General features: G+C 72.2%; 17 protein-coding genes. 6 read left to right on the top strand and 11 right to left on the bottom strand.

Translation table 11 applies throughout. From position 1 onward, the window contains the following. Positions 1-513, bottom strand: a complete 513-nt coding sequence (gene dut / locus ACZ4VI_RS21615; RefSeq protein WP_384520193.1) for a dUTP diphosphatase — start codon at positions 511-513, stop codon at positions 1-3. After that, complete coding sequence (locus tag ACZ4VI_RS21610; RefSeq protein ID WP_468001380.1) at positions 513-1,097, bottom strand: PaaI family thioesterase; 585 nt, start codon at positions 1,095-1,097, stop codon at positions 513-515. The genes dut and ACZ4VI_RS21610 overlap by 1 nt, the downstream gene beginning before the upstream one ends. A gap of 58 nt (positions 1,098-1,155) precedes the next feature. On the opposite strand from ACZ4VI_RS21610, the gene ACZ4VI_RS21605 reads away from it, so the two are divergent. After that, positions 1,156-1,722 carry a DUF3093 domain-containing protein gene (locus ACZ4VI_RS21605; RefSeq protein WP_468001378.1) on the top strand — a complete coding sequence of 189 codons (567 nt, stop codon included), beginning with the start codon at positions 1,156-1,158 and terminating at the stop codon, positions 1,720-1,722. On the opposite strand, the gene ACZ4VI_RS21600 is transcribed toward ACZ4VI_RS21605, so the two are convergent. The 4 genes from ACZ4VI_RS21600 to ACZ4VI_RS21585 form a co-directional block, all read right to left on the bottom strand. Continuing rightward, the gene (locus ACZ4VI_RS21600; protein WP_468001376.1) at positions 1,719-2,558 is read right to left on the bottom strand and encodes a hypothetical protein; all 840 of its coding nucleotides are present in this window, start codon (positions 2,556-2,558) and stop codon (positions 1,719-1,721) included. The genes ACZ4VI_RS21605 and ACZ4VI_RS21600 overlap by 4 nt on opposite strands. A 378-nt stretch (positions 2,559-2,936) precedes the next feature. Next, positions 2,937-3,233: a DUF4193 domain-containing protein gene (locus ACZ4VI_RS21595; protein WP_003955561.1), complete on the bottom strand. Its 297-nt coding sequence runs from the start codon at positions 3,231-3,233 to the stop codon at positions 2,937-2,939. Between the two features lie 395 nt (positions 3,234-3,628). Next, positions 3,629-4,864 carry a sensor histidine kinase gene (locus ACZ4VI_RS21590; RefSeq protein WP_468001374.1) on the bottom strand — a complete coding sequence of 412 codons (1,236 nt, stop codon included), beginning with the start codon at positions 4,862-4,864 and terminating at the stop codon, positions 3,629-3,631. 4 nt (positions 4,865-4,868) lie between these two features. Further along, positions 4,869-5,522: a response regulator transcription factor gene (locus ACZ4VI_RS21585; RefSeq protein WP_024758527.1), complete on the bottom strand. Its 654-nt coding sequence runs from the start codon at positions 5,520-5,522 to the stop codon at positions 4,869-4,871. A gap of 401 nt (positions 5,523-5,923) precedes the next feature. Here ACZ4VI_RS21585 and ACZ4VI_RS21580 point away from each other — a divergent pair, with 401 nt between their 5' ends. Continuing rightward, positions 5,924-6,097, top strand: a complete 174-nt coding sequence (locus tag ACZ4VI_RS21580) for a hypothetical protein (protein WP_315893340.1) — start codon at positions 5,924-5,926, stop codon at positions 6,095-6,097. Between the two features lie 70 nt (positions 6,098-6,167). Here the strand turns inward: ACZ4VI_RS21580 and ACZ4VI_RS21575 are convergent, their stop codons facing one another. Beyond that, positions 6,168-6,956, bottom strand: a complete 789-nt coding sequence (locus ACZ4VI_RS21575) for an inositol monophosphatase family protein (protein ID WP_468001503.1) — start codon at positions 6,954-6,956, stop codon at positions 6,168-6,170. 99 nt (positions 6,957-7,055) lie between these two features. Next, on the bottom strand, positions 7,056-8,183 hold the full coding sequence (locus ACZ4VI_RS21570) for a ferrochelatase (protein WP_468001372.1): 1,128 nt from the start codon (positions 8,181-8,183) through the stop codon (positions 7,056-7,058). A gap of 132 nt (positions 8,184-8,315) precedes the next feature. Here ACZ4VI_RS21570 and ACZ4VI_RS21565 point away from each other — a divergent pair, with 132 nt between their 5' ends. From ACZ4VI_RS21565 to sepH, 3 genes are all read left to right on the top strand, one after another. Continuing rightward, positions 8,316-9,569, top strand: coding sequence for an MFS transporter (locus ACZ4VI_RS21565; protein ID WP_468001369.1), 1,254 nt, complete (start codon positions 8,316-8,318; stop codon positions 9,567-9,569). Beyond that, positions 9,535-10,848: a D-arabinono-1,4-lactone oxidase gene (locus ACZ4VI_RS21560; protein WP_468001367.1), complete on the top strand. Its 1,314-nt coding sequence runs from the start codon at positions 9,535-9,537 to the stop codon at positions 10,846-10,848. Before ACZ4VI_RS21565 ends, ACZ4VI_RS21560 begins: the two co-directional genes overlap by 35 nt. Before the next feature lie 446 nt (positions 10,849-11,294). Further along, on the top strand, positions 11,295-12,359 hold the full coding sequence (gene sepH, locus ACZ4VI_RS21555) for a septation protein SepH (protein ID WP_468001365.1): 1,065 nt from the start codon (positions 11,295-11,297) through the stop codon (positions 12,357-12,359). 584 nt (positions 12,360-12,943) lie between these two features. Here sepH and ACZ4VI_RS21550 read toward each other — a convergent pair. Beyond that, entirely contained in the window at positions 12,944-13,783 is an 840-nt protein-coding gene (locus ACZ4VI_RS21550; RefSeq protein ID WP_468001363.1) for a sulfurtransferase, read from the bottom strand. 267 nt (positions 13,784-14,050) lie between these two features. Here ACZ4VI_RS21550 and ACZ4VI_RS21545 point away from each other — a divergent pair, with 267 nt between their 5' ends. Then, the gene (locus ACZ4VI_RS21545; RefSeq protein ID WP_468001361.1) at positions 14,051-14,824 is read left to right on the top strand and encodes a VOC family protein; all 774 of its coding nucleotides are present in this window, start codon (positions 14,051-14,053) and stop codon (positions 14,822-14,824) included. Positions 14,825-14,939: 115 nt separating this feature from the next. Here the strand turns inward: ACZ4VI_RS21545 and ACZ4VI_RS21540 are convergent, their stop codons facing one another. Then, positions 14,940-16,307: a polysialyltransferase family glycosyltransferase gene (locus tag ACZ4VI_RS21540; RefSeq protein ID WP_468001358.1), complete on the bottom strand. Its 1,368-nt coding sequence runs from the start codon at positions 16,305-16,307 to the stop codon at positions 14,940-14,942. A 3-nt stretch (positions 16,308-16,310) separates the two neighbouring features. After that, complete coding sequence (locus tag ACZ4VI_RS21535; RefSeq protein WP_468001356.1) at positions 16,311-17,276, bottom strand: glycosyltransferase family 2 protein; 966 nt, start codon at positions 17,274-17,276, stop codon at positions 16,311-16,313. Between the last annotated feature and the right edge of the window lies 1 nt (position 17,277).

Raw genomic sequence — 17,277 nt, 5'->3', positions numbered from 1 at the left:
TCACTGTCCTTCCCGGTCGGATACGACCGAAGCGTATCGATTCCCACCCGTTGTGCCGTCCACAGCGGCATGACCGCCGGTGGACCCGAAGCCCCCCTCGGCCCGCGCCGAGCCGGGAAGCTCCGCCACCTCGTGGAAGCGCACCTTCTCGACCTGCTGGACGACCAGTTGGGCAATCCGGTCGAACCGTTCGAACCGCACGCTTTCGCGCGGGTCGAGATTGACCACGATCACCTTGATCTCTCCACGGTACCCGGCATCCACCGTCCCCGGGGCATTCACGAGGGCTACTCCGCAACGTGCGGCCAGGCCGGAGCGCGGGTGCACGAACGCGGCGTAGCCGTCGGGCAGCGCGATGGAGACCCCGGTGGGCAGCACGGCCCGCTCCCCGGGGGCCAGGACGGCCGCCTCGGTGGTCACGAGATCGGCGCCGGCGTCGCCGGGGTGGCCGTAGGCCGGGATCGGTACGTCCGGGTCGAGGCGCCGGATCAGTACGTCGACAGGGTTGCGCATCAGGGGTTCACCTCGAAGGCGCGGGCGCGCCGGACCTGGTCGGGGTCGGACATGGCGGCCTGGATCTCCTCCGGGCGGCCGTTGTCGATGAAGTGGTCGACCTTGACCTCGATGAAGAGGGCGTCGGCGCGGACGGCGACGCGGCCGTCGGGCCCGCCGATCCGGCCGACGGCGGTCGAGTAGATCTTGCGTCCGTGCACGGCGGTGACCTCGGCCTCCAGGTGCAGGACGGTGCCGACCGGGACGGGCCGCGCGAAGTCGGTCTCCAGGCGTCCGGTGACGGCGATGACCCGCAGCAGCCAGTTCAGGGAGCCGAGGGTCTCGTCAAGCGCGGTGGCGAGGACGCCGCCGTGCGCGAGGCCGGGGGCGCCCTGGTGGTCGGGGGTCACGGTGAACTCGGCGGTGACGGTCACGCCCTTGCCGGCCCGGGCCTCCAGGTGAAGCCCGTGGGGCTGCCCGCCGCCGCACCCGAAGCAGTACGCGTAGTGCGCGCCGAGCAGCTCGCCGGGGGCGGGCGCGTCGGGGTGGCGTACCGGCGGTATGGCGTCGGCCGGCGGGGTCAGGGCGGGAGATGTTGCGGTCACAGCCGCAGACCTTACCCGCGAGGCCAGGCGCGGGTCGCGCCGTGCCAAGCTTGGACGCATGCAGCCTTCCGACGCGTCCCCCGCTCCGACCTCCGCGCCGCGCTTCGACGAGCGGCTGACCGCTCCGGGCTCGTGGTGGGTCATCACGGCTCTGCTGGGCCTCTCCGGCGGTCTTGTCACGTTCCCGCTGGGCACGGTGCCGACCCTGGGCGGGCTGATCACCGCGGGCGCGCTGGCGGCCGTAGCCGTGTCGTCGTACGGGTCGGCCCGGATCCGGGTGGTGGCCGGTTCACTGGTCGCTGGGGACGCGCGGATACCGGTGTCGGCGCTGGGGACGCCGGAGGTGCTGGACGCGGAGGAGGCGCGCGCCTGGCGTACGTACAAGGCCGATCCGCGTGCCTTCATGGTGCTGCGCAGCTATGTGCCGCGCGCGGTCCGGGTCGAGGTCACGGACCCCGAGGACCCGACGCCGTACGTGTATCTCTCCAGCCGTGACCCGGAGGGACTGGCCGCGGCCTTGGAGGCGGCTCGCGCGGAGGCCGGGGAGGCCGGGGAGGCTGTAGCGGCTCGCGGAGAGGCCGGGGAGGCCGTAGCGGCTCCCGAGAGCGCTCGGGCCGAGGGCTAGAAGCCGATCTCCTTGGGGTTCTCGGGCTGCTCCAGCGGGGGCAGCCCCTCCAGGGCGCCCCAGGGCACCTGTCGCGCACGCAGGTCCTTGCGGACGTGCTGGGCGAGCTTCCTGGTGTCGCGGCGGTTCATGACCGCGCCGACGGCGGCTCCGACCATGAACGGCATCAGGCTGGGCATGTTGCGCACCATGCGCTTCATGATCTGCTGGCGCAGCTCGCGCTTGAGCTGGCCGCCGAGCGCCGCGTTGACGGTGGTCGGCTTCATGGGGTCGATGCCCCGCTCCTCCGTCCAGGAGGTCAGATAGGCCGTCGACCGCTGGGTGAGCGTGCCGGGCGGCCGCAGGCCGTACACCTCGTGCAGTTCGGCGATGAGCTTGAGCTCGATCGCGGCGACGCCGGTGATCTCCGCGGCGAGTTCGGCGGGCATCGCGGGGGGCACGGGCAGCATCGCGGCCGCGCCGATGCCGGCGCCGACGGTCGCGCTGGCGTTGCAGGCGCCCGTGACGAGCTTGTCGGCGATCTGCTCGGGGCCGAGCCCGGGGAAGTGCTTGCGGAGCGTCGCCAGGTCCCGGACAGGGACGCGGGGGGCGAGCTCGATGATCCGGTCGGCGAGATAGCCGATGCCTGCTTTGGCGCTCTCGCCGCCACGCTTCACGCCGCGCCTTACGGCGTCGATCCGCGCGCGGTCGAGCTTGACGCGGTCCAGCTGGGCGCGTGCCGGATCGGCGACGCGCTCGACGAGGCCGCGGCGGCTCCCGTCGTGCCCTTCGTGCGAGGCCTCCCGCTCCACCGGCAGGCGTGTCGCGGCAGCTTCGCCCGCGGTCGTACCCGTCACGGATGTGCCGGACGCGGACGTGCCGGACGCAGGCGTAGGGGGCGCGGACGCACCGGACGTAGGCGTGCCGGACGCGGATGCGTCGGATGCAGGCGCACCGGACGTAGGCGTGCCGGACGCGGATGCGTCGGGTGCAGGCGCACCGGACGCGGGCGCGCCGGGTGCAGGCGTGTCGGGTTCCGCTGCTTCGAGCGAGGCCGAAGGGCCTCGCCCGTCGTCACGTGCGCCGTGGGAGGGCAGGAGGGCGGTGTGCTCGGCTTGCGGGGCCTCGTGGGCGCCCTCCGCCGGGTCCGGACCGCCCTTGTACGCCTCCGACCTCCCGGGAAGCCGGAAGCGTCGCTTCCGAGACGGTGTGTCGCCTGCCACTGCCGACCGATCTCAGTCGCAGTCGCGGCAGATCGGCTGACCGTTCTTCTCCCGAGCCAGCTGGCTGCGGTGGTGCACGAGGAAGCAGCTCATGCAGGTGAACTCGTCGGCCTGCTTCGGCAGGACCCGTACGGCGAGCTCCTCGTTCGAGAGGTCCGCGCCGGGCAGCTCAAGGCCTTCGGCGGCCTCGAACTCGTCGACGTCGACCGTCGAGGTGGACTTGTCGTTCCGGCGGGCCTTCAGTTCCTCAAGGCTGTCCGAATCGACGTCGTCGTCGGTCTTGCGTGGGGTGTCGTAATCCGTTGCCATGTCGCTCTCCCCCTCTGGGTTGGTTGCGGTGTCTCAGCGCACGTAACGCGTGAGAGGCCGGACTTGTGCCCGACCCGAGGCGGAGATTTTGCCTCACATCAAGGTCTGTTACTCAATCGACACCCAACCGGCCCTCTCACGAGTGATCGGCTTTGGGTGGCGAACGGGACCGTACACGGTCCACCTGCCGTCCTTCACGGGCGCCACCCCGTGTACTTCCCGTCATCCAGGGCCTCGGAAACCCGGACTTTTCCGGGTTTTCCCATGGAATTCTCGATCACGGAGAGTGGAGAGCCGGATGCGTCCTCCTGTGATCGATCACACATGAGCGTCTCAGGAACGCGATCCGAAAATTCCGCGCAAAGCGAACGGAACCGGCTGGTACCCGAAGTGTGTCAGATCGGGAGAGTGACACGCATCACGAGACCACCGCCTTCGCGGGGCTCCGCGATGATACGGCCGCCGTGGGCGCGCGCGACGGAACGGGCGATGGACAGGCCGAGCCCGACGCCCTTGTCGCTCCCGGTCCGCTCCTGCCGCAGCCGTCTGAACGGCTCGAAGAGGTTGTCGATCTCGTACGCGGGAACCACGGGACCCGTGTTCGAGACGACCAGGACCGCCTGGCCGTGCTCGGTCTCGGTGGTGACCTCCACCCAGCCTCCCTCGGCCACGTTGTACCGCACGGCGTTCTGCACCAGGTTCAGGGCGATCCGCTCCAGCAGGACGCCGTTGCCCTGGGCGACGGCCGGGGCCCGCTCGCCGCGGATCTCCACGCCCTTGGTCTCGGCCTCCGCGTGCACCTGGTCGATGGCGCGCGAGGCGACCTCCGCCAGGTCGACCGGCTTGCGCTCGATGATCTGGTTGTCGCTGCGGGCGAGCAGCAGCAGGCCCTCCACCAGCTGCTCGCTGCGCTCGTTGGTGGCGAGCAGGGTCTTGCCGAGCTGCTGGAGCTCGACGGGAGCCCCGGGGTCGGAGAGGTGGACCTCCAGGAGCGTGCGGTTGATCGCCAGCGGGGTGCGCAGCTCGTGCGAGGCGTTGGCGACGAACCGCTGCTGGGCGGTGAAGGCCCGCTCCAGGCGCTCCAGCATCTCGTCGAAGGTGTCCGCGAGCTCCTTGAGCTCGTCGTCCGGGCCGTCCAGCTCGATGCGGCGCGCGAGGTCGGATCCGGCCACCTGGCGTGCGGTCCTGGTGATCCGCCCCAGCGGGGAGAGCACCCGGCCGGCCATGGCGTAGCCGAAGGCGAAGGCGATGATGCTCAGGCCGAGGAGCGCGAACAGGGAGCGGCGCAGCAGGTCGTCGAGCGCCAGGTCCCGCTGGTGCTGGAGACAGGCGGAGACGGCCTCGTTGAGCTGCTCTCCCGTTCCCGTGGCGGGCAGCTGGCACCAGGAGGTGGTCGGCTGGACCTCGCCCTTGACGACCTTGAAGGGCAGCTCGGAGGCGCTGTCGCCCAGGGCCTGGGCCGTGAAGAGGTAGATGATCGACAGCAGCAGGATGCCGGCGATCAGGAACATCCCGCCGTACAGCAGCGTGAGCCGTATCCGGATCGTCGGACGGAGGAGGGGTCTGACCGGGTCCCTGGGGTCCCAGGTCGGCTTCGGGGGCGCCTGGGGAGGCGCCGGGGTCGCGGCCACCGGGTCAGATCCGGTAGCCGGAGCCGGGGACGGTGACGATGACCGGCGGCTCGCCCAGCTTGCGGCGCAGGGTCATCACTGTGACCCGTACGACGTTGGTGAACGGGTCGGTGTTCTCGTCCCAGGCCTTCTCCAGGAGCTGCTCGGCCGAGACGACGGCACCCTCGCTGCGCATGAGGACCTCCAGGACCGCGAACTCCTTCGGCGCGAGCTGGACCTCCTTGCCCTCGCGGAAGACCTCGCGGCGGTTCGGGTCGAGCTTGATGCCGGCCCGCTCCAGGACGGGCGGCAGCGGCACCGTGGTGCGCCGGCCGAGGGCGCGCACGCGCGCGGTGAGCTCGGTGAAGGCGAAGGGCTTCGGCAGATAGTCGTCGGCGCCCAGTTCCAGACCCTCCACACGGTCGCTGACGTCGCCGGAGGCGGTGAGCATCAGGACGCGGGTGGGCATGCCCAGCTCGACGATCTTGCGGCAGACGTCGTCGCCGTGGACGAGCGGGAGGTCGCGGTCGAGGACGACCACGTCGTAGTCGTTCACCCCGATCCGTTCCAGGGCGGCGGCGCCGTCGTACACGACGTCGACGGCCATGGCCTCCCGGCGCAGTCCGGTGGCCACCGCATCGGCGAGCAGCTGCTCGTCCTCGACGACGAGTACGCGCACGTCGGTCATTCCTTCCTACGGGCCCCTGCTCCTGATACGGAACCGGGCGGTCGTCAGCACTGACTGTGCGTGTCCATCCTGCCCCGTACGCGCGTAAACCGGATGTAAGACGGCTTACGGCCGGGCAGGACGGAGGCTCGGGACGAGGCGGGGGGCGTGCGGAAGCACGGGTGGGGTCAGAGGGGGGCGTGCGAAGAATTCACCGGAATCACGGGCCAGTTGAGGTTTCTGTGAGGAAACTCCTGGGGAGGACGTTCTGCACACCCCGTGATCACGCCCTGTATGTGGCACGTACGTGGTACGCCGCCACAGGCCGCTCTGTCCCCCAGAGGTCCGCAGCGTGTGATCCACCCACCCTCGGCACACCCCCGTGCCACCGACCCATGACGAGGGGGCGCACCATGGACGCTTTCACCGCAGGACTGCTGCAGCGCATAAGGACCGCGCAGACCGACCTCACACGGGCACGCGAGACGGGCGACGACTTCCTCGCGGAGGTCGAGCAGGCCGAGCTCGACGACCTGCACCGGCTGGCCGCCGAGCACGGCGTGGAGGTCGGCGCCGCCAGCGCCTGACCCCGCAGACGTGAAGAGGCCCCGGTGTCGTGCACACCGGGGCCTCTTCGCGTGCTCGGGAGGGCCGCCGCTAGTCGTGCCAGGCCCCGAGCTCCTCCAGAAGCTCCTGGAGGGGCTCGAAGACGCCCCGTGGGGCCGCGATCGCGAGCTCGCCCGACGGGCGCTCACCGGGGCGCCCACCGGTCAGGGCGCCCGCCTCGCGGGCGATCAGGTCCCCGGCGGCGAGGTCCCAGGGGTTGAGGCCGCGCTCGTAGAAGCCGTCGAGCCGCCCGGCGGCGACGTCGCAGAGGTCGATGGCGGCCGATCCGCCGCGCCGGATGTCGCGCAGGCGCGGGATCATCCGCTGGGCGATGTCGGCCTGGTGGGCGCGGCGGGTCTGGACGTAGGCGAAGCCGGTGGAGATCAGGGCCTGGTCCAGCGGTGGCGCGGGACGGACCGCGAGACGGCGCTGCCCGACGTACGCGCCGCCGCCGAGCACCGCCCGGTACGTCTCGTTCCGCATCGGCGCCTCGACCACGCCGACGACGGTCTCGCCGTCGAGCTCGGCGGCGATGGAGACGGCCCAGGTCGGCAGCCCGTACAGGTAGTTCACCGTCCCGTCGAGCGGGTCGATCACCCAGCGGACTCCGCTGGTGCCGGGGCTGGCGGCGCCCTCCTCGCCGAGGAAGCCGTCCTCGGGCCGGTGCTCGGCGAGGAAGCCGGTGATCAGCTTCTCGGCGGCGATGTCCATCTCGGTGACGACGTCGATGGGGCTGGACTTGGTCTTGGCCACCGCCAGGTCGTCGGGCCGCCCATCGCGCAACAGCGCACCGGCCCGCCGCCCGGCCTCCAGGGCGAGACCGAGCAGCTCGGCAAGCAGGGGGTCGGTCGGGGTGGGGTCGGTCCGGGCGGGACCGGTCTGTGCCGGGCCGGTCTGTGCCGGGTCGGTCTGTGCGGGGTTTTCGGTCACCAGGGCTCCTCAGGCGTACGGGCTGTCGGCGCCGGCCGCCGCGGGCCGCTCCGCCCGCGCGGGGCAGCAGCCGATCGGGCAGAGGTCGTGGGAGGCACCGAGGGTGCCGAGGGCGCAGCGCTCGACGTGGACGCCGCGCTCGCTCGCCGCGCGCTCCAGGACGAGGTCCCGTACGGCCGCGGCGAACCGCGGGTCGGCCCCGACCGTCGCGGAGCGGCGGACCGGCAGGCCCAGCTCGGCGGCCTTCGCGGTGGCCTCGGTGTCGAGGTCGTACAGGACCTCCATGTGGTCCGAGACGAACCCGATCGGGACCATCACGACGGCCGGGGCCCCGGCGCCGTGCAGCTCCTCCAGGTGGTCGCAGATGTCCGGCTCCAGCCACGGGATGTGCGGGGCGCCGCTGCGGGACTGGTAGACGAGCTTCCAGGGGTGGGAGACACCCGTCTCCTCGCGGACGGCGTCGACGATCAGCCGGGCCACGTCCAGGTGCTGCTTGACATAGGCCCCGCCCTCGCCGTGGTCGCCGATGGGGCCGGAGGAGTCGGCGGCTGATTCCGGGATGGAGTGGGTGGTGAAGGCGAGGTGGGCGCCGGCCCGGACGGACTCGTCGAGCTCGGCCAGCGAGGCGAGGACGCCCTCGGCCATGGGGCGGACGAAGCCGGGGTGGTTGAAGTAGTGCCGGAGCTTGTCGACCCGGGGCAGCGGCAGCCCTTCCGCTTCCAGCTCGGAGAGCGCGTCGGCGAGGTTCTCGCGGTACTGGCGGCAGCCGGAGTACGAGGCGTAGGCGCTGGTGGTGAGCACGGCGATGTGGCGCCTGCCGTCGGTGATCATCTCCCGCAGGGTGTCGGTGAGATACGGCGCCCAGTTCCGGTTTCCCCAGTAGACCGGCAGGTCGAGGCCGGCCCGCGCGAAGTCCTCGCGCAGCGCGTCGAGCAGCGCGCGGTTCTGGGCGTTGATCGGGCTGACGCCGCCGAAGAGGAAGTAGTGCTGCCCCACCTCCTTCAGCCGCTCCTTGGGGATGCCTCGGCCGCGGGTTACGTTCTCCAAGAACGGGACCACGTCGTCCGGGCCCTCGGGACCGCCGAAGGAGAGCAGCAGAAGGGCGTCGTACGGTGCGGGATCGTGCTGATCGGACATGGCACCGATCCTCCCATCCGCCACTGACGGCGGACGGTCCGCCCCGACCGAAAAACCGGCTGCGCCATCCAGTTCAACACCGTAGGCTTTAGCTATTAATTACACGTGTTGAGCCGAGGCCCGGAGATCCCGTTGCCCAGTCCCTACCGCGCGATCTTCGCGGCGCCCGGCACCAGATCGTTCTCGGTCGCCGGTTTCATCGGCCGGATGCCGCTGTCCATGATGGGCATCGGCATCGTCACGATGATCTCCCAGGTCACCGGTCGGTACGGACTCGCGGGCGCGCTCTCCGCGACCATGGCGATGTCCGCCGCCGTGCTCGGCCCCCAGGTCTCCCGGCTTGTCGACCGTTACGGCCAGCGCCGCGTGCTGCGCCCGGTCACCCTCGTGTCGCTGGCGGCGGCCGCCGGGCTGCTGGTCTGCGTGCAGCAGAAGGCCCCGGACTGGACCCTGTTCGTGTTCACCGCCGTGATCGGCTGTGTGCCGAGCCTCGGCGCGATGACCCGGGCGCGCTGGGCGGCGATCTACCACGGTGAGGCCCGCCGGCTGCACACCGCGTACTCCTGGGAGTCGATCGTCGACGAGGTGTGCTTCATCTTCGGCCCGATCATCTCGATCGGTCTGTCGACGATCTGGTTCCCCGAGGCGGGACCGCTCTTCGCCGCCGTCTTCCTCGCCGTCGGCGTCTTCTGGCTGACCTCGCTGAGCGCCACCGAACCCGAGCCGCACCCGAGCGACGGCACGTCCGGCGGCTCGGCCCTGCGCTCCCCCGGTCTCCAGGTCCTGGCCCTCGCCTTCGTCGCCACCGGGGCGATCTTCGGCTCGGTGGACGTGGTGACGGTCGCCTTCGCCGAGGAGCAGGGCCACAAGGCCGCCGCGAGCCTCGTGCTCGCGGTCTACGCGCTCGGCTCCTGCCTGGCCGGCGCCGTGTTCGGGCTGCTGCACGTGAAGGGCGAGCCGGCCCGTACATGGCTGGTGGGTGTCTGCGCGATGGCCGTGAGTATGATCCCCCTCCTACTGGCCGGGAACCTGCCGTTGCTGGCCGTGGCGCTCTTTGTCGCGGGCCTCTCCATCGCACCGACGATGGTGACCACGATGGCCCTCGTCGAAGCGCACGTACCGCGCACCAAGCTGACCGAGGGCATGACCTGGACAGGGACCGGGCTCGCCATCGGGGTGGCGCTCGGCTCCTCGGCCGCCGGCTGGGTGGTCGACGCGTCGGGTGCGGAGGCGGGGTACGTGGTGCCCGTCGTCTCGGGCGCGGTCGCGGTCGCGGTGGGTCTCCTGGGGTATCGCCGGCTGGGCAGGCCGGTGCCGACACGGGAGGGGCAGCGTGAGCGGGACCATGAGAGTGAGCACGAGGGCAGCGAGCAGCCCGTGGCGTAACTGGGCCGGGAACGTCACCTGCCGTCCCGCGCGGGAGGTGCGCCCCGCCTCGGCCGAGGAGCTGGCCGAGGCTTTGAGGGAGGCGGCCGCGGACGGGCTGCGGGTAAAGACGGCCGGAACCGGCCATTCCTTCACCTCGATCGCCGCCACGGACGGCGTGCTGATCCGCCCGGACCTGCTGACGGGCATCCGGCGGATCGACCGCGAGGCGATGACCGTGACCGTGGAGTCCGGCACTCCGCTCAAGCGGCTCAACGTGGCGCTGGCCCGCGAGGGCCTGTCGCTCACGAACATGGGCGACATCATGGAGCAGACGGTCGCCGGGGCCACCTCCACCGGAACGCACGGCACCGGCCGCGACTCGGCCTCGATCGCCGCGCAGATCCGGGAGCTGGAGCTGGTCACCGCGGACGGGCAGCTCCTGACCTGCTCCGAGAAGGAGAATCCGGACGTCTTCGCGGCCGCCCGGATCGGGCTCGGCGCGCTCGGCGTGGTCACGGCGATCACCTTCGCCGTGGAGCCGGTCTTCCTGCTCACTGCGCGCGAGGAGCCGATGACCTTCGACCGGGTCACCTCGGAGTTCGACGCGCTGCACGCGGAGAACGAGCACTTCGAGTTCTACTGGTTCCCCCACACGGACAACTGCAACACCAAGCGCAACAACCGCAGCACGGGCCCCGCCGCCCCGCCCGGACGGCTCAGCGCCTGGATCGAGGACGAGCTGCTCTCCAACGGGGTCTTCCAGCTCGCCTGTTCGCTGGGCCGCGCGGTGCCGCCGGTGATCCCGTCGATCGCCAAGGTCTCCAGCCGCGCGCTGTCGGCCCGTACGTACACCGACATCCCGTACAAGGTCTTCACCTCCCCGCGCCGGGTGCGCTTCGTGGAAATGGAGTACGCCCTGCCGCGCGAGGCGGCCGTCGCGGCGCTGCGCGAGGTGAAGGCGATGGTCGAGCGCTCGCCGCTGAAGGTGAGCTTCCCGGTGGAGGTGCGGACGGCGCCGGCGGACGACATCGCGCTCTCCACGGCCTCGGGGCGCGAGACGGCGTACATCGCCGTGCACCTCTACAAGGGCACGCCCCACCGCGCGTACTTCACCGCGGTGGAGCGCATCATGACCGCGCACGGCGGCCGGCCGCACTGGGGCAAGGTGCACACCCGGGACGCCGCGTACTTCTCCGAGGTCTACCCGCGCTTCGCCGAGTTCACGGCGCTGCGCGACCGGTTGGACCCGGGGCGGCTGTTCGCCAACGACTATCTGCGCCGGGTACTGGGCGACTGACGGACGGTCACCCGGCGGGCGCTCCGGCCTCCGGGGCGCCCGCGCATGGCGAAGAGAAAAGTTCCGTTTCTGCTGATTCTGTGAAGAGCGCCACGCGCGGACGGAGATCACGGAGACTCAACTCCCGTACCCCCGGAGAAGTTGGGCGGCGCGCCGGTCCACCCAGGTGGCCCGAATGGAGTACTGTGGCGATCCCTGGGTCCGCGCTCCCTCATGGGTGCCGGGTCACGGGGAGGGGGCCGAAAGTGGCACTCGAACCGGCGGCGCCGCGGCATCGCACGGTCGCCCGCTGCGGAGCGTGACCATCGGTCACTCTGCGTCGCAAACAGGTAACCGTGCCATAACGGCGGTCTAGGGTCCATGCCCGACACGCCGGGCAACTCGGCAAGGTTGTGGCAGGCTGCACCCGGGCAGGCCACACTCGACTAGCGGAAGCAGCGACGCACGTGACGTCGGCAGGCACCACCCGGGAGGTCCCCATGCCCGAACTGCGTGTCGTGGCCGTCTCCAACGACGGCACACGACTGGTGCTGAAGGCTGCTGACAGCACGGAGTACACGCTTCCGATCGACGAGCGGCTGCGCGCCGCCGTGCGCAACGACCGCGCGCGGCTCGGTCAGATCGAGATCGAGGTGGAGAGCCACCTCCGGCCTCGCGACATCCAGGCGCGGATACGTGCCGGTGCCTCCGCCGAGGAGGTCGCCCAGCTCGCTGGGATCCCCGTCGACCGCGTACGGCGCTTCGAGGGCCCCGTGCTCGCGGAGCGGGCGTTCATGGCGGAGCGGGCGCGGAAGACGCCCGTGCGCCGGCCCGGCGAGAACACCGGACCGCAGCTCGGCGAGGCGGTGCAGGAGCGGCTGCTGCTGCGCGGCGCCGAGAAGGACACCGTGCAGTGGGACTCCTGGCGCCGTGACGACGGCACGTGGGAGGTGCTGCTCGTCTACCGGGTGGCGGGCGAGGTGCACACGGCGAGCTGGACGTACGACCCGCCCCGGCGGCTCGTCCAGGCCGTGGACGACGAGGCGCGCGCGCTGATCGGCGAGACGGACGACACGATCGCCGCGGCGCCGGAGCCGAGCTTCCCGTTCGTGCCCCGGATCGCCCGGCTGCCGCGCGACCGGCCGCTGGACCGCGCGCTCGACCGCCAGATCGAGCGGCCGGCTCCTGTTCCCGAGCCGGAGGACGAGCGGGACTCGCTGACCAGCCTGCTGGAGGCGGTGCCGAGCTTCCGTGGCGACATGGTCGTCCCGGACCGGAACACCGAGCCGTCCTCGACGGAGCCCGGCGAGGAGCCCGAGGCGGAGGAGCCCCCGGCGCCCGCGGCCTCGGCCGGCGCGGGCTCGGCCTACGCCGACGTCCTGATGCCCCGCGCGGTCTCGGGCCACCGCGACCGCCTGACCGGCACGACGGACCGCCAGGCCGAAGCCGACGGCGTCCGCCCGGGCCGCCGCGCGGCGGTCCCGAGCTGGGACGAGATCGTCTTCGGCACGCGAAGGAAGAAGCAGGACTGACGCCCGTACGAGAAGGGGGCCCGCGCCGGGTAGGTGCGGGCCCCCTTCTCGTGGCGTGGGCGCGTACGGCCCGGCGGTCCGGGTCGCGCGGGAGGGGCGGGGCTGCTGCTCGGGGCGCGGGCATCGCGGCCCCCTGACCGGCGGCGACCACCGGGCCTTGGCTGCGGGCGGCCCAGGGCTGTTGCCCGGGCGCGGGCGTCGCGGGCCGACCGAACGGCGGGGCGGGCCGAGTATGGGCCCGCTGGTGGCGCCGGGTGACCGCCTGGGCTGCTGGCCCGGGCGCGTGCATTGCGGCCGACCGGCCGAGGCACGCCAGGCCTTGGTCGCCGGTGGCGCCGCGCGACCGCCCGGGCTGTTGCCCCGGGCGCGGGCATTGCAGCCGGCCGGCCGAGACACGCCAGGCCTTGGCTGCCGGCGACGCCGCGCGAACGCCCGGGCTGTTGCCCGGGCGCCGACATCGCGGGCCGACCGGCCGACCGTGCGGGCCGGGTATCGGCCGCTGGTGGCGGTGGGGGACCGCTTGGGGTTGCACGCCCCTGGCCGGCCGGTCGCGGTGGGGCGGGTCAGGGGCCGGCCCTGACTCGCTATTGCGGGTCCGGGCCCTTGGCCACGGGGCGGGTGGGGGTGTTCGACCATTCCGACCAGGAGCCGGCGTAGAGGGCCGAGGGGATGCCCGCGATCGCCAGGGCCAGGACCTCGTGCGCGCCCGAGACGCCCGAGCCGCAGTAGACGCCGACCGCGGCGTCCTCGTGGGCGCCGAGCGCGGCGAAGCGGGCGGCGAGGGTCTCCGGCGGGAGGAAGCGGCCGTCCTCGTCCACGTTCTCCGTCGTCGGGGCCGAGACCGCGCCCGGGATGTGGCCCCCGACCGGGTCGATCGGCTCCACGTCGCCCCGGTAACGCTCCGCCGCCCGTGCGTCGAGCAGCAGACCGGAGCGGGCCAGGGCCGCCGCCCCGTCCGCGTCGAGCAGTCCGACCTCGCTCGGGCGCGGCACGAAGTCGCCCGGCTCCGGATGCGGGGTCTCCTTGGAGAGCTCGTGGCCTGCGGCTGTCCACGCCGCGAGGCCCCCGTCCAGGACGCGTACGTCCGTGTGCCCCGTCCAGCGCAGCAGCCACCAGGCCCGGGCGGCGCCCCACCCGAGCCCGCCGTCGTAGACGACGACCGGCGCGTCCGCAGAGACACCCGCTCGCCGCATGGCCGCCCCGAAGACCGCCAGGTCCGGCAGCGGATGCCGGCCGCCGCGGCCGGGCGGAGCGGCGAGTTCCGTGTCCAGGTCGACATAGACCGCGCCGGGGATGTGCCCGGCCTCGTAGTCGGGCAGCCCCGGTGGGCCGCCGAGCTGCCAGCGGACGTCCAGCAGGACCGGGGACCGGCCGGCCCCGGCCGACTCGCTCGCGAGTTCGCTTGCGGTGATGATGGGCTTCATAGGTGCCATCCTCGCGTAGCTCGCGCCGCCCCGGGGCACGTCGCGGCCACGTCCCGGCCACGGAAAGCGGCGCGTGCCGGAGCGCACGACGCGCCCGGTGGTGCGAGCATCTGCACGAGGCGCGCGACCGAGGCGCGTGTACGGCAGGTGGACGGCGGGCAGGAACCCGCTGCGGAACCCGGAGGGCCCCGCCCCCACCCGCCCGTACGCGCTCCTGCGCCCGGTCCCCCCGCACGGACACGACGCTGGTCCGAGGAGAGAGTGACGATGACCGAGGCGACTCGGCGCACACCCGGTACACCCTGTTGGGTGAGTTTGATGGTGCACGGACTTGACGCGACGCAGGAGTTCTACGGCGCGCTCTTCGGATGGGAGTTCGTCCCCGGTCCACAGCAGCTCGGGCCGTACGTCCGTGCCCTCCTCGACGGCAGGGAAGTGGCGGGCATCGGTCAGCTGCCGCCCGACCGGCATCTTCCGGTCGCCTGGACCACCTATCTGGCCACCGACGACGCCGACGAGACGGCCGAGACCATCCGCGCTTGCGGCGGCACGGTCGCCGTCGGCCCGCTCGACGCGGAAGACGCCGGCCGGCTGGTGATCTGCTCGGACCCGGTCGGCGCCGTCTTCGGCGTCTGGCAGGCCGGGCTGCACCACGGCACGGCGGCCGCGGGCCCGCCCGGGACGCCGGTCTGGAACGAGCTGCTGACGTACGAGACGTCGGCGGTCGCCAAGTTCTACCGGACGGTCTTCGGGTACGAGGCCGAGCCGGTCGTCTCCGCCGACCTCGACTATCTGACCCTGCACCTTGACGGCCGTCCGGTCGCGGCCCTGCACGGCGTCGGGACCTCGCTCGCCCGCGACCGGGGCGCGCACTGGATGACGTACTTCGAGGTCACCGACGTCGACGCGGCCACCCGGCTCGTCACCGAGCTGGACGGCCATGTCCTGCGGCCGCCCTGGGAGAGCACGGCGGGCCGGATCGCTCTGGTGGCGGACCCGGAGGGGGCGGTCTTCACGATCGTCCACTCGGCGACCGCCTGAGGCGGCTGCCTGAGGCGGCTGCCTGACACGACCGGCGACGTACGTGCAGCTCCCCGAAGGGGTCCCATGGCCGCCGGCTGAGGCGACCGCCTGAGCGGCCGCCTTCCCCCCGCGCTCAGCCCCTGCCGCTCCGCGTGAGCGTCCGGCGCAGCCGGGATCCGACGCCGCCGGTGGCGTCGCCGCCCGGCAGTCCGAGCTGCGTCAGCCGCTCCCGGTCGACGTACCGCTCCACGTCCGCGCCTCCCCGGTGATCGTCGAGGAACCGAACGGTCTCGTCGCGCAGCTCAGGATGGAGCTTGGACTGCATGCAGAAGCCCACGGCGCGGACGAGCGGCGTCAGGGTCTCCGGTCCCGCGCCGGGCACGGCCGGGCCGGTGCCGGTCTCCAGGTCGGGCACGATGTGGTCCACGACGGTCAGCGGCACCCGGTTGCTGTTCTCGTACGGCCTGAGCCGCTCCAGGACCGTGTCGGTGCCCACCCGGGCGATGGGCACGCCGTAGTAGACGGACGCGGTGACCATCGCGGTCGAGAAGCAGCCGACGACGAGCCGCGGCCGGCAGCGCTCGTAGAAGGTCTCGGCGAGCAGCGGGCCGTCCAGGACGGTCAGCCGGACGCCGACCTCCTCGGCGGCCTCGTTCAGCGCCGTCGAGTAGCGGGCGGGCGCGGTCGGGTGCGGCTTGAAGATCACCGACGTGTGTCCGGCCACGGCGGCTCCGCGCAGCATCCGGATGTGCAGCTCCTCCTCCTCGTCGGCGGTGAGAATGTCGAGCGCGGCGAGGTACTGGCCGAGGAGCAGGGCGGTGGGCTCGGCCTCGACCGCCCTGCTCACCATCGGGTCGTCCTCGGCCGCCTCGGCGATCTCCGCGAGGACACCGCGGAACGCCTCGTCGGGCACGAGCTCGGGCTCGACGCCGTACTCGGAGAGCAGCAGGGGGCGCAGACCGGGCACCAGGTCGAGGTGGAGCAGACGCCGGATCCGGCAGGCGATCGACTGCGGCAGCTGCTCGCGCGTCGGCCCGTAGCTCATCAGGCCGTCGGCGTAGACCTGGACGCTGCTCTCGGCGAAGACCGCCGCGAGCGCCTTGGCCGGGTTGACCTGGATGGACTCGACGATCAGATCGACCGGGGCGGTGCCAAGTCCCCACGCCGTACGGAACACCCGCTGCCACAGCGGGGCCTCCTCCGGGCGCGCCGCCCAAGTGGCGGGGTGGTGCGGGTGGATGGCCTCGTTCCAGTCGATCACGTCGTCGAAGCGGGCGGCGATCCGGTCGTAGCCGGTCATCGTCTCAAGCCGCAGCGAGGTCTCCGGGATCGCGGCGTTGTTCGAGACCAGCAGGATCCGCCGGGCGTCGTCGGGTGCGCCGAACTGACCGGCGTCGATCGCCGCGGCGAGCGTGGCCGCGCCGTAGAGCGTGGACACCTCGAAGATCTGGACACGCGGGCGCGCGGTCGTCGTACGCGCGTTGGCGGTCTTCTCGGGCATGGGTCAGGCGGTCCTTCCGGTGGCGCGCAGGCCGCGGAGCAGGGTGCTGCGCGCGGTGTCCATCGTCGCGAGGGTCTCGTCGAGCACCTGCTGCGGCATCCGGCGCAGGGCGTCGGTCACGTTCTGCTTGAGCCGCTTGGTCACGGCCGGTTCGTACTGGTCGGCCTTGCCCATGTGGAAGGCGATCATGGCGCAGTAGGTGCGCACCGCCTTGGGCAGGAAGCGGTCGGCGTCGCGGTCCGCGGAGACCACGTCCAGGAGCAGGTCGTACGACGGGATGAAGTCGAGCTGGCGGTTGTCGGTGATCTGGGTGAGCGAGGTCGTGACACCGCGCCGGTAGAAGACCCCGTGCAGGCTGAGGGCCGCGTAGGTGGTGGCCTTCAGGTGGAGGCGCCAGACCCAGAGCCGGTCCTCGGCTGTCCGCAGCTTCGTCTCGAACCGCGAGCCGCCGTCCTCGAAGAGCCGGCTGCTGTAGATGCCGAAGGGCACGAAGGGGTAGTCGACCATCGTGACCATGCTGGCGGGCGCGATGCCGTCGCGCGGGTCCATCACCGTGTCGCGCTGCTTGGCGGGCGCGTACCGGATGGCGCGCTTGGTGCCGGTCGAGAGGACGTGGTCGGTGCGGGCGAAGTCGCAGCCGAGGGCCTCGATGCCGTCGACCATGGCGCGCAGATGGCCGGGGGCGTACCAGTCGTCGCCGTCGAGGAAGGTGATGTAGTCGCCGGTGGCCGCGTCGAGGCCGGTGTTGCGCGCCTGCGCCACGCCCAGGTTCGTCTCGTGGCGGATCACGGTGGCGTTGGGGACGCGGCTCTGCCAGCGTTCCAGGACGTGGGGCGTCTCGTCCGTCGAGCAGTCGTCGATCAGCAGGAACTCGAAGTCCGGGTCCGCGTTGTTCGCGAGGCTGCGCATGGTGTCGGAGGCATAGATCCCGACGTTGTGGAACGGCACGATGACGGACAGCTTGGGCACT

The organism is Streptomyces sp. NPDC029169 (assembly GCF_055563935.1).
This window is presented reverse-complemented; position numbering and strand designations above follow the sequence as displayed.

Bases quoted from the DNA above. Each gene is read 5' to 3' on its own strand.
- dut (WP_384520193.1), bottom strand. From the start codon at position 513: ATGCGCAACCCTGTCGACGTACTGATCCGGCGCCTCGACCCGGACGTA.
- ACZ4VI_RS21605 (WP_468001378.1), top strand. From the start codon at position 1,156: ATGCAGCCTTCCGACGCGTCCCCCGCTCCGACCTCCGCGCCGCGCTTC.
- ACZ4VI_RS21595 (WP_003955561.1), bottom strand. From the start codon at position 3,233: ATGGCAACGGATTACGACACCCCACGCAAGACCGACGACGACGTCGAT.
- ACZ4VI_RS21580 (WP_315893340.1), top strand. From the start codon at position 5,924: ATGGACGCTTTCACCGCAGGACTGCTGCAGCGCATAAGGACCGCGCAG.
- ACZ4VI_RS21570 (WP_468001372.1), bottom strand. From the start codon at position 8,183: ATGTCCGATCAGCACGATCCCGCACCGTACGACGCCCTTCTGCTGCTC.
- ACZ4VI_RS21550 (WP_468001363.1), bottom strand. From the start codon at position 13,783: ATGAAGCCCATCATCACCGCAAGCGAACTCGCGAGCGAGTCGGCCGGG.
- ACZ4VI_RS21545 (WP_468001361.1), top strand. From the start codon at position 14,051: ATGACCGAGGCGACTCGGCGCACACCCGGTACACCCTGTTGGGTGAGT.
- ACZ4VI_RS21540 (WP_468001358.1), bottom strand. From the start codon at position 16,307: ATGCCCGAGAAGACCGCCAACGCGCGTACGACGACCGCGCGCCCGCGT.